General features: G+C 73.6%; 11 protein-coding genes. 7 read left to right on the top strand and 4 right to left on the bottom strand.

The features are described 5' to 3' along the window. Nucleotides 1-744: an ABC transporter ATP-binding protein gene (locus tag ABTY04_RS23680; RefSeq protein ID WP_352215367.1), complete on the top strand. Its 744-nt coding sequence runs from the start codon at nt 1-3 to the stop codon at nt 742-744. Between the two features lie 134 nt (nt 745-878). On the opposite strand, the gene ABTY04_RS23675 is transcribed toward ABTY04_RS23680, so the two are convergent. Both ABTY04_RS23675 and ABTY04_RS23670 read right to left on the bottom strand, forming a co-directional pair. After that, entirely contained in the window at nt 879-2,438 is a 1,560-nt protein-coding gene (locus tag ABTY04_RS23675) for a hypothetical protein (RefSeq protein ID WP_352215366.1), read from the bottom strand. Continuing rightward, on the bottom strand, nt 2,435-3,325 hold the full coding sequence (locus ABTY04_RS23670; protein WP_352215365.1) for a LysR family transcriptional regulator: 891 nt from the start codon (nt 3,323-3,325) through the stop codon (nt 2,435-2,437). Before ABTY04_RS23670 ends, ABTY04_RS23675 begins: the two co-directional genes overlap by 4 nt. Nucleotides 3,326-3,396: 71 nt before the next feature. Between ABTY04_RS23670 and ABTY04_RS23665 the strand changes: the two genes are divergently transcribed. Further along, nucleotides 3,397-4,284, top strand: a complete 888-nt coding sequence (locus ABTY04_RS23665; protein ID WP_352215364.1) for a Rossmann-fold NAD(P)-binding domain-containing protein — start codon at nt 3,397-3,399, stop codon at nt 4,282-4,284. Between the two features lie 3 nt (nt 4,285-4,287). Here the strand turns inward: ABTY04_RS23665 and ABTY04_RS23660 are convergent, their stop codons facing one another. Then, nucleotides 4,288-5,034, bottom strand: a complete 747-nt coding sequence (locus tag ABTY04_RS23660) for a GntR family transcriptional regulator (RefSeq protein WP_352215363.1) — start codon at nt 5,032-5,034, stop codon at nt 4,288-4,290. Between the two features lie 242 nt (nt 5,035-5,276). On the opposite strand from ABTY04_RS23660, the gene ABTY04_RS23655 reads away from it, so the two are divergent. From ABTY04_RS23655 to ABTY04_RS23635, 5 genes are read left to right on the top strand one after another with little or no spacing between them, the layout of a single operon-like run. Then, complete coding sequence (locus ABTY04_RS23655) at nt 5,277-6,440, top strand: ABC transporter substrate-binding protein (protein ID WP_502996703.1); 1,164 nt, start codon at nt 5,277-5,279, stop codon at nt 6,438-6,440. Further along, nucleotides 6,440-7,348 (top strand): ABC transporter permease, encoded by a 909-nt coding sequence (locus ABTY04_RS23650; RefSeq protein WP_352215362.1) that lies wholly within the window; start codon nt 6,440-6,442, stop codon nt 7,346-7,348. The genes ABTY04_RS23655 and ABTY04_RS23650 overlap by 1 nt, the downstream gene beginning before the upstream one ends. Further along, entirely contained in the window at nt 7,336-8,292 is a 957-nt protein-coding gene (locus ABTY04_RS23645) for an ABC transporter permease (protein WP_352215361.1), read from the top strand. The genes ABTY04_RS23650 and ABTY04_RS23645 overlap by 13 nt, the downstream gene beginning before the upstream one ends. Nucleotides 8,293-8,297: 5 nt before the next feature. After that, entirely contained in the window at nt 8,298-9,404 is a 1,107-nt protein-coding gene (locus ABTY04_RS23640; RefSeq protein ID WP_352215360.1) for an ABC transporter ATP-binding protein, read from the top strand. After that, on the top strand, nt 9,401-10,111 hold the full coding sequence (locus tag ABTY04_RS23635; protein WP_352215359.1) for an HAD family hydrolase: 711 nt from the start codon (nt 9,401-9,403) through the stop codon (nt 10,109-10,111). The genes ABTY04_RS23640 and ABTY04_RS23635 overlap by 4 nt, the downstream gene beginning before the upstream one ends. Here ABTY04_RS23635 and ABTY04_RS23630 read toward each other — a convergent pair. Further along, nucleotides 10,069-10,548, bottom strand: a complete 480-nt coding sequence (locus tag ABTY04_RS23630; RefSeq protein WP_352215358.1) for a hypothetical protein — start codon at nt 10,546-10,548, stop codon at nt 10,069-10,071. The two genes, ABTY04_RS23635 and ABTY04_RS23630, sit on opposite strands and share 43 nt — an antisense overlap. Between the last annotated feature and the right edge of the window lie 66 nt (nt 10,549-10,614).

Here is a 10,614-nt window from a genome sequence, read left to right as displayed (position 1 = left end):
ATGACGCATCATCAGAACGACACGGCAGCAGCCATGGTGGCGGCAAACGACCTCCGCCGCAGCTTCGGCAGCGGGCCCCGGGCCGTCCACGCGCTGCGCGGGGTGTCGTTCGAGATTCGCCGCGGCGAACTCGTCGCGCTCAAAGGCCGGTCCGGATCCGGCAAGACCACCGTGCTCAATCTGGTCGGCGGTCTCGACACCCCGACCGGCGGCACGGTCGAGGTCGACGGCACCGATCTCGCCGTGCTGGACGAGGCCGGACTCCTCGCGTTGCGCCGCGACCGGATCGGCTTCGTGTTCCAGTCCTTCGGGCTGATCCCCGTCCTGACCGCCGTCGAGAACGTCGGCATCCCGATGCGGATGCGCAAGGTACCGGCGCAGCAGCGCGAGGAGCGCGCCCGCACCCTGCTCGCCCTGGTCGGTCTCGCCGACCACATGGAACAGCGCCCCGCCGAACTCTCCGGCGGCCAGCAGCAGCGGGTCGCCGTGGCCCGCGCCCTCGCCAACGAGCCGGCCCTGATCATCGCGGACGAGCCGACCGGCCAGCTCGACTCCGAGACCGGCCGCTCGATCATGCAGCTGCTGCGCGCGGTGGTGCGCAGCGAGGGCGTCACCGTCCTCGTCGCCACCCACGACCAGAACCTGATCGAACTTGCCGACCGCGTGGTGGAGCTGCGCGACGGACGGATCGTCGAACCGGGCGACGGACGCCACGGCGCCCCGCAGGACGCCGCAGCCGGCTGATCCGCGCAGGCGTGCTGTTCGGTGTCCCGACCGGGCCGGTCGTCCTCCGCATCACCGATCCGGCCCCGCGGGCGCAAATTGCCGGAGGCGGCGCACTCGGCCGATCCGCAGGCCGGACCCTCCTCCCGGTCCCCTCACCAGTCCGTGAGCAGTTCCGCCATCACCGCGGGAGGCAGGGAGGGGTTGGCGGCCGCGGCCCGGGCCACAGCGGGATCGGCGTCCGCCAGCAGGCCGGCGAGGACCGCCGGGGGCAGGGCCGGGTGACCGGCGGTCCGCGAACGGGCCTTCTCGTCGGCGAGGCAGGGCAGGAGCGCCGCGGCCGTCGCGTTCGGGTGCCCGGCGATCTCGCGGAACACCCGCCGAACCGGCGGATCGTGCCGGGCCAGGTCCTCCAACAGGGCGGGCGGGGCGTCCGGGTTGGCCGCCACCCGTGCCAGGACCCGTACGCCGTGCCGCGCGACCATGGCGCGCAGCTGTTCCCCGGACAGGCCCGGATGCGGGGCGACGGCCTTGGCCACCGACGCATCCGTGTCGGCGGCGAGGGCGTCGCGCAACTCCGGTGCCAGGTCGCGCCGCTGGGCCACGAGCAGCCGTACGCGGGCCTGCGGGGACGCGGCGAGTCCCGCGAGTTCGGCGGGCCGGGCGGCGGCGATGCGCGGGAGCAGGGTCGGCCCGATCCGGGTCGTCCCGGCCAGGTGGGCGAGGACGTCGAGCGGCACCCGTGGGTTGCGGGCGAGGCTGTGGGCGACCTCGTCCCCGGCGTTTTTGCCCTTCCCGCAGCGCGCGGCCAGGGCGCGGATCAGGGGTTCGCCGATCGCGGGATTGCCGGCCACCTCCGAGCGGACCGCCGGAATCGGGTCCTCGGCGAGCTGCGCGTACAACTCCTGTGGCAGATCGCTCCGTTCGGCCAGCGCACAGCGGATGAGCATGGACGGATGACCGGTGAGGGAGGCCGCGGCCGCCACCGGCGTCGCCGGGTTCCAGGCGGCCTGCTGCCAGGTCTCATGCACGGTGGACTCGTGCCCGCCCGCGCAGGCGGCGCCGCCGCGCAGATTGCAGTCCGTCCGGGGGCAGTACGGATCGTGCGTGAAGGGGATCTCCTCGCGGTCGCAGACCAGGCACGAGCGCGCCGGTGAGAGCCCCTCGCCCGTGATCAACGCGGCCAGCGCGGCGGGCGGCACCGCCTCGTTGGCCGCGGCCCCCTTGCGCACCTCGGCATGCGGATGCGCCGCGAGGCGGGCCGCGACCGACGGCTCGGTCGTCCAGAGGGCCAGCTCCGCGACCACGCCGGGATCCGGATCGGCGGCCAGGCTCTCCACCACGTCGAGCGGCAGACCGGGCCGGGAGGCCAGGGTCCGGCGGATCTCCCGGTCCGGATGGGTAGCCAGCAGGCGGGCCCAGGCGGGCGGTCCGGCGCCCTCGTCCAGCAGGGCCAGGGCCACCGAAGGCCGGGCCGCCGGGTCCACGTCGGCGGGGTTCAGCAGGCCCGCGCGGGCGAGGCGGATCGCGTCGTGTACGTCGCGCGCGGCCAGCGCGGCCACCCGGGCGGGTCCGAGGTCCGTGCGCTCGCTCAGCGCCCGGGCGAGGTCCGCCCCCTCGTCCGGGTCCGGGGCCGCACGTGCGACCAGCCGGTCGAGCAGCTCGGGCGGCAGCGCCGGATTGACGGCGAGACCGGCCGCCAGGTGCGCGTTCACCGCTCCACCGCCTCGGCCAGAGCCGCGGTCAGCGCCTCGGTGTACGGCTGCGGGCGCCGCCGGCGCGGGGTGACCACCCCGATGTGCCGGGCGGGGCGCGGCGGTTCGACCCGTACGACCGCGACCGAGTCCGAGGCCTCCGGGGCCAGCGACACGTGCGGCACCAGCGAGACGCCGACGCCCGCGGCGACGAGGCTCTGCGCGAAGAAGTAGTCGGTGGTGGAGGCGGCCACCTGCAGGTCGAAGGCGGCGAGCCCCGCGTACCGGTGGAGGAAGGCCTCCGTCTTGAGGCAGCCGAGTACCCAGCGGTCGGCGGCGAGTTCGGCGAGGCCGAGCGAGGCACGGCCCGCGAACCGGTGCTCGCGCGGCAGGACCAGCCACAGCGGATCGTCCATCAGCGGCGTCCAGTCGAGCCCGGCCCGCAGGGGCAGCGGGCCGTCGAAGTGGTACGTCAGGGCGAGGTCGGCGCCCCCGCTGCGCACCATCGGTACCGCGGTCTCCGGTTCGGCCTCCCGTACGGTCAGCTCGACTTCGGGGTGCGCGGCCACGAACCGGGCCAGCGCCGCCGGGAGCAGCCGTCGGCCGCCGCTGGTGAACGTGGCGATCGTCAGCACGGGCCGCTCCGCCGTCAGCCGGCTGATCTCGTGGCGGACCTGGTCCAGCTCCGCGGAGATCGTCTCCGCCGCCTCCACCAGCAGCCGCCCCGGCTCGGTCAGGGTGACCCCGCGGGTGCTGCGCACCGCCACCGGGTGGCCCAGGCTCCGCTCCAGCGAGGCGATGTGCTGTGAGACCGCGGAAGGGGTCAGCAGCAGGGCCCGGGCCGCTTGGTTGAAGCTGCCGTGCTCGGCGACGGCCCGCAGGATGCGCAGCCGCTGCACGTCGATCATCAGTTTTCCTTCATACCGGTTCAGCAGGTGATCGGTTCTGCTGGGGACGATACAGCGGCAGAGTCGTGTGCATGCAGAAGATTCTCGTGATCGGCGGAAGCCGGTACTTCGGAAAGCACCTGGTCACCCTCCTGCGCGACGCGGGCGACGAGGTCACCCTCCTCAACCGCGGCTCGGCGGCCCCGCCGCCCGGCGTCGGCCGCCTCGTCGCCGACCGCGACGACGAAGGGCAGCTGCTCGCCGCCCTCGGCGGACGTACCTTCGACACCGTCGTCGACCAGGTTTGCTACACGCCGCTGCAGGCCGCCGTCGCCCGCCGGGTCTTCGCCGGGCGGACCGGGCGGTACGTGATGACCTCCACGATGGAGGTGTATGACCCGGCGCCGCCCACTCCCGAGGCCCGCGCCTACGCCGAGGGCAAGCGGCAGGCCGAGGCCGTCTTCCGCGGTGAACCGGAGGACGGTGGCCCGGAGCCCTTCGGCTTCGCCGCCGTACGGACCGCCCACGTCCTGGGCGGTGGCCGGGAGGAGTTCACCGGCCGCCTTGAGCACTACGTGGGGCGGATCGCCGCCGGAACCCCGGTGGACGTCCACGCGGCCCCGTACGCCACCTCCTTCATCCACCACCGGGAGATCGCTCGGTTCCTGCAGTGGGCTGCGGGGCAGAAGTTCACCGGCGTGGTCGACGCCGCCTCCCACGGGGCCCTGGACGTCCTCGGGCTGTGCGAGCTGGTCGCCGAGCAGGTCGGCCGGCCCGCGCACCACCTGATCGTCGAACAGGGCGCCCCCGCCTCGCCGTTCTCCTTCGACCGCGACTACGCCCTGGACAACGGCCGGGCAGCGGGCCTGGGTTTCGGCTTCGGGCGGGTCGCGGACTGGCTGCCCGGTGCGATCGGCGAGTCGATCAACGCGTCGATCAATGCGTCGATCACCGAGCCGCTCGGTGAGCCGGGCCACTGATCCTCACCCGTCGCCCGTGCGACGCTCCAAGGGCGTGGCTACCGCCGAGTTGCTCACACTGAACGTGACGCTGCCCGCGCGGTAGCGGTCGTCGGTCCACTCGATCGGGCGTCCGTTGGCGGTGGCGGAGACATGCCGCTGGCGCAGCAGCGGGCTCCCGCGCCGGATCTCCAGCAGCCGGGCGTCCTCGCTGCCCGCCGGGAGGGCGTCGATGAGGTGCTCGCCGTAGTGGGCGACGATCCCGGACCCGTTCGCGAGGCCGTCCATCACCGAGCGGACGTCGTCCGGCATCGCCTCCACCGCGGCCGCGACCCAGTCCGCGTACGCCGTCCGCTCCACCATGGTGGGCGTCCCGTCGAGGAGCCGCAGCCGCAGCACGGCCAGCACCTCGGTGCCGGGCGCCAGCGCGAGCCGGTCCGCCTCCTCGGCAGTGGCCGGCCGGCGGGTGCGGGACAGGAAGCGGCTGGAGACCTCCTGGCCCAGCCCCTCGGCCCACTGGGCGAAGCTGTTCAGCTCGCCGAAGCTGTGGCGCCGCTCATGGCGCAGAACGATCCTCCGGGCGCCCTGGCGGGAACCGATCAGCCCCTCCGCAGCGAGCGTGGCCACCGCCTGCCGGACCGTCCCGCGCGAGGCGGACCAGCCGGCGGCCAGATCGCTCTCGGAGGGCAGCTGGTCGCCCACGGCGTACTCGCCGGAGAGGATCGCCGTGCGCAGCGCCTCGGCGATCTCCAGATACCGGACCGTTCCCATGCCGTGCCGCCCCCTTGCCTTCGACCCTGCCGTCGACCGTGTCCCGATGTGCCGCCAGCCTAGGCGTTGAAGATCATTGCACCGTTCTTGTCACGACTTCTTTCGGTCATTCTCGTCTCTTCGTCGAGTCGTGCCCCGCGGTCCAGCAGCCGTTCACCGTCCGTACAGTGAGACCGGGCGAACTGGAGCCAACTTGTTCAGACAAGTAGACCCCCGTCAGCAACCCGTCTCCGGGAGAGACCGTGCTCAGTTCCTCCGCCCGCCGCGGTGCGGCCGTACTGCTCGGCGCCGCCGTCCTCACCACGCTCAGCGCGTGCGGCGCCGCTCCGGACCAGGCCGGCGGCGCTGCCGCCGACGGCAAGTCCAAGGTCCAGCCGGGCGCCGCCACCTCGGTCGCCGACCTCGGCGGCATGGACGCCCTCGTCGCGGCCGCCCAGAAGGAAGGCCAGCTCAACGTCATCGCGCTGCCGCCGGACTGGGCGAACTACGGCGAGATCATCAAGGCCTTCGAAGCCAAGTACAAGATCAAGGTCAACAGCGAGAACCCGGACGCCTCCAGCTCCGACGAGATCGCCGCCGTGAAGTCCCGCAAGGGCCAGAAGCGCGCCCCCGACGTCATGGACCTCGGTATCGCCTTCGCCCGCAGCGGCGCCGGCGAGAACCTGTTCGCCCCGTACAAGGTCACCGCCTGGGACAAGATCCCGGCCGGCCAGAAGGATGCCGACGGCCGCTGGTACAACGACTACGGCGGCTACATCTCCATCGGCTGCGACGCCGCCAAGATCCCGAACTGCCCGGCGACCTTCGCGGACCTGCTGAAGCCCGAGTACAAGGGCAAGGTTGCCCTCAACGGCAACCCGACCAGGTCCGGTTCGGCCTTCGGCGGCGTCTGGGCGGCCGCCCTCGCCAACAAGGGCTCCTTCGCCGACATCCAGCCCGGCATCGACTTCTTCGGGCAGCTGCGGGGGAGCGGGAACTTCATCCCGGTCGAGTCCACCCCGGCCACCGTCGAGAAGGGCGAGACGCCCATCTCCATCGACTGGGACTACCTGAACGCCGGCTACGCCGAGCAGTTCAAGGGCAAGGGCGTCGACTGGAAGGTCGCCGTCCCCGCCGACGGCGTCTACGCCCAGTACTACTCCCAGGCCATCAACAAGGAGGCCCCGAACCCGGCGGCCGCCCGCCTGTGGATGGAGTTCCTCTACAGCGCCGAGGGCCAGAACCTCTGGCTGGGGGGCCACGCGCGCCCGGTCCTGCTCCCGGTCATGACCCAGGACGGCACCGCCGACAAGGACGCCGCCGCCAAACTCCCCCAGATCCAGGGCACCCCGGCCTTCCCCGCCTCCGCGGAGCTGGACAAGGCCAAGGCCACCCTCGCCGAGAAGTGGGACAAGGCCCTCTCCTGATGTCCCCCTCCACCCTCGTCTCCCACCCGGAGGGGACCGCCGGCGGCAGCACCGGCCGCCGCCGGCGGCGCGGCCCGCGCACCTGGCTCGCCGCCCTCCCGCTCCTCGCCTTCACCGGGCTCTGCTTCGGCATCCCGCTCGGCGCCATCGCCTTCGGCGCGGTCACCCGGACCGACCCGGCGAGCGGCGCCACCCGGCTGACCGGCGAGCACCTCGCGCGCTCGCTCCAGGGCCCCTACCTCGGCTCGCTCATCGGCAGCGTCGAGCTCTCCGCCCTCACCGCGACTGCAGGCGGCGTGCTCGGGGTCCTCATCGCCCAAGCCGTGGTCACCTCCCGGTCCCGGGCCCTGCGCAGTGCCACGCTGACCGCCTCCGGAGTCCTCGCCAACTTCGGCGGCGTCCCGCTCGCGTTCGCGTTCATCGCCACCGTCGGCATCTCCGGAGTCGTCACCCAGCTCGCCGACCTCGGCGGCCTCGGCTGGAGCCTGTACTCCTTCACCGGCCTCGCCGTGGTCTACCTGTACTTCCTCACTCCCCTGATGGTGCTCGTGACCGTCCCCGCACTGGACGGACTGCGCCCCCAGTGGCGCGAAGCCGCCCAGAACAACGGGGCCACCGGATGGCAGTTCTGGCGGCACGTCGGACTGCCGGTCCTGACGCCCTCCCTGCTCGGCGGATTCGTGCTGCTCTTCGGCACTGCCTTCGCCGCGCACGCCACGGCCGCGGCACTCGTCGGCGGCTCCGTACCGCTGGTCACGCTCAAGATCGCCGACGCGCTGTCCGGCAACGTGATGACCGGACAGGAGAACGTGGCGCTGGCCCTCGGCCTCGACATGATCCTGATCGCCGGCCTCGTCATGGCGCTCTACCTGCCCCTCCAGCGACGGAGCGCCCGATGGCTTCGATGACCCCGACGCCCGCACCGACCGCCCCGGACGCCGCTCCGGACACCGCGGCGGCGACGGCCGGCGCCACGGCGCCCGGCCCGGCGTCCCGGCCGCGCCGGCGCCCCCGCCCCCGCGTCTGGCGCGGAGCCGTACTCCTGCTCGCGGCCGCGTACTTCCTCGTCCCGCTCCTCGCCTCCTTCGTCTTCACCGTGCACGTGCCCGGCCAGGGCATCAGCTTCGAGGCGTACACCCAGCTGCTCGCCGCCGACGGGTTCACCGAGAGCATGCTGCTCTCCCTCGGGCTGGCCGCCGCCACCATCGCGGTGTCGCTGCTGCTCGCCGTGCCCGCGCTGGTCGCCGTACGGCTCGGCTCGCCGCGGCTGCGGCAGGTCGTGGAGGTGATGTGCATGCTGCCGCTGGTGGTCCCGCCCATCGCACTGGTCACCGGCATCACCACCGTCCTGCGCTGGGGCCCCGAGAACCTGTCGCGGACCCCGCTCTACCAGACCTTCCTGGCCGTGCAGGACGAGCGGTTCCCCGTCGTCCTGGTCCTCGCGTACACCGTGCTGGCTCTGCCCTTCGTCTACCGCTCGCTCGACGCCGGCCTGCGCGCCATCGACGTGCCGACGCTCGTCGAGGCCGCACGCAGCTGCGGCGCGAGCTGGCCGTACGTGGTCCTGCGCGTGCTCCTGCCCAACCTGCGGGCCTCGCTCGCCGGAGCCGCCTTCCTCACCCTGGCCCTGGTCCTCGGCGAGTTCACCATCGCCTCCCTCCTGGGCTTCCGGCCGTTCGCCGTGTGGATCGTCTCGATCTCCGGAGCCCACGCCCGGATGTCGGTGGCCGTCTCCATCCTCAGCCTCCTCATCACCTGGCTCCTGCTGCTCGTCCTCTCGCGGGCCGGGACCAACCCCGCCACGGCGTCCTCCGCCCCCCGTACGTCCCCCACCTCCCGCAAGGAGTCCTGACCGACATGTCCACCACCCTTCCCGCGGCCAGGAAGCCCGAGGAGCCTGCGGACCGCGCCACCCCCGCGGGCGCGCGCGTCGAATTCCGCGGCCTGCGGCGGGCGTTCGGCTCCACCGTCGCCCTCGACGGGCTCGACCTGGCCATCGAGCCGGGCGAACTCGTCGCCCTGCTCGGCCCGTCGGGCTGCGGAAAGACCACCGCCCTGCGCGTGGTCGCGGGCTTCGAGCAGCCCGACTCCGGCGAGGTCCTGGTCGACGGCGAGGACATCACCCGGGTACCGGCCAACCGGCGCGACGCCGGCATGGTCTTCCAGTCCTACAGCCTCTTCCCGAACCTCAGCGCCCGCGACAACGTCGCCTTCGGCCTGCGCGTGCGGGGGATCGGGGCGGCCCGGCGCCGCGAGCGGGCCGCCGAACTCCTCGACCTGGTCGGCCTGCCCGACCACGGCGACCGCTACCCGCACCAGATGTCGGGCGGCCAGCAGCAGCGCGTCGCACTCGCCCGCGCCCTGGCACTGCGCCCGCGCGTCCTGCTGCTCGACGAGCCGCTGTCGGCGCTCGACGCCAAGGTACGGGCCAACCTGCGCGACGAAATCCGCCGGCTCCAGCTCTCCCTCGGCATCACCACCGTGTTCGTCACGCACGACCAGGAGGAGGCGCTGTCCATGGCCGACCGGGTCGCCGTCCTGAACGCCGGCCGCCTGGAGCAGTGCGCCGCCCCGGCCGAACTGTACGAGCGCCCCGCGACGCCGTTCGTCGCCGAGTTCGTCGGCACCATGAACCGGCTGCCCGGACAGCTCACCGACTCCGGCCTCGTGGAGGTGGCCGGCGCCCGGCTCCCCGTCGACGGCCCGGTACCGACGGCGACGCGGGAGGTGGAAGTGCTGGTCCGGCCCGAGAACGTCACCGCGACCGCCGACCCCGAGGGCATGGCCACCGTGGTCTCCGCATCCTTCTTCGGCGCGGTGACCCGGCTCCACCTCGACCTGCCCGGCGGCACCTCCGTCAAGGCGGACCTGCCCTCGCGGGACGCAGGCGGGCTGGCTCCGGGCGCGCGGGCCGTCGTCGGCCTGGCCGAGCGCCCGGTGCTCGTCGTGGCCCGGTCCGCGTGAACGGGCTCGCCGCCGTCCTGTTCGACATGGACGGCACCCTGGTCGACACCGAGGTGCTGTGGTGGCGGACCACCGAGCAGGTCGCACACGGCCTCGGCCACGAGCTCACCGACGCGGACGCCCCCGAGGTCGTCGGCCGCGCCGTCGAGGACACCGCCGCCCACCTCGTACGGGTCCGCGGAGGGGGAGACCCGTCCGAGGTGGCGGCGGCCCTGACCGCCGACTTCTTCCGCCGGGTGGAGGCCGGGGCGCCGATACGGCCCGGCGCCCAGCGGCTGCTGACCGCACTCGAAGCGGAAGGCGTGCCCTTCGCGCTGGTCAGCGCCTCGCCGCGGCTGGTCGTCGACTCGGTGGTCGGCGGTTCGCTGGCCCATGTCCCGTTCGCCTTCACCCTGTCCGCCGACGACACGGCCCGGACCAAACCGCACCCGGACCCGTACCGGACGGCCGCCGAGCGGTTCGGCGCCGAGGCACGGGACTGCGTGGCGGTGGAGGACTCGCCGGACGGCGCGGCCTCGGCGGAGGCGGCCGGCTGCGGGGTGCTGGTGGTCCCGTCGCTGCTGGCCGTACCGGCCTCGCCCGTACGGACCTTCGCGCAGTCCCTGGACGAGGTCACCCCGGACCTGCTGCGGCGCTGCCTCCCCGCCGGTGTACCGCGGCGCCGTCAGGAACCCAGCCCGAGGAGCTCCACGACGCCGTCCACATAGGCGGCCGACACGGTGCCCGGAGCGGCGGCCGCCGCGCGGTGCAGCGAGGGCAGTCCGGCGCGGACGTACGCCGCGCACTGCCCGTACAGCCCGGCCTCGTACGAGGACCCGTCGTCCTCGGAGCCGAGCAGGGACAGCAGTGTCCACAGCAGCGCCTCGCGGGTGGCCAGCCGCGGCGGGCCCGCCGACCAGACGGCCATCAGCACCCCGCACACCGCCGGAGCGGGCGGGTGCAGGCGCCCCGAAAGGAACGCGTGGCCCTCCAACGCACGGAAGGCGGCCGGGTGTCCCTCGGCCGCCGCCCACAGGGTGTCCGCGAGATGCCCCGCGCTGCGGCCGCAGCCGCACGTGATGGTCTCCCAGTCGTGCCGGGAGATCTCCGCCCCCACCGCGTCGGGCACCAAGGGGCTGCTGCGCGGCTTGTCCGTCCCTCTCATGCGAGCAGTATGGGCATCGGGAACCGGCCTGACCAGGGGAATCCGTCAGTCGGAACGGCCCTGTGA

It is taken from the genome of Streptomyces sp. NPDC097981, from assembly GCF_040302565.1.
Taxonomy (GTDB): domain Bacteria; phylum Actinomycetota; class Actinomycetes; order Streptomycetales; family Streptomycetaceae; genus Streptomyces.
This window is presented reverse-complemented; position numbering and strand designations above follow the sequence as displayed.

Coding starts and splice junctions, on each gene's coding strand:
- ABTY04_RS23665 (WP_352215364.1), top strand. CDS start 3,397: ATGCAGAAGATTCTCGTGATCGGCGGAAGCCGGTACTTCGGAAAGCAC.
- ABTY04_RS23630 (WP_352215358.1), bottom strand. CDS start 10,548: ATGAGAGGGACGGACAAGCCGCGCAGCAGCCCCTTGGTGCCCGACGCG.
- ABTY04_RS23670 (WP_352215365.1), bottom strand. CDS start 3,325: ATGATCGACGTGCAGCGGCTGCGCATCCTGCGGGCCGTCGCCGAGCAC.
- ABTY04_RS23645 (WP_352215361.1), top strand. CDS start 7,336: ATGGCTTCGATGACCCCGACGCCCGCACCGACCGCCCCGGACGCCGCT.
- ABTY04_RS23680 (WP_352215367.1), top strand. CDS start 1: ATGACGCATCATCAGAACGACACGGCAGCAGCCATGGTGGCGGCAAAC.
- ABTY04_RS23640 (WP_352215360.1), top strand. CDS start 8,298: ATGTCCACCACCCTTCCCGCGGCCAGGAAGCCCGAGGAGCCTGCGGAC.
- ABTY04_RS23660 (WP_352215363.1), bottom strand. CDS start 5,034: ATGGGAACGGTCCGGTATCTGGAGATCGCCGAGGCGCTGCGCACGGCG.
- ABTY04_RS23650 (WP_352215362.1), top strand. CDS start 6,440: ATGTCCCCCTCCACCCTCGTCTCCCACCCGGAGGGGACCGCCGGCGGC.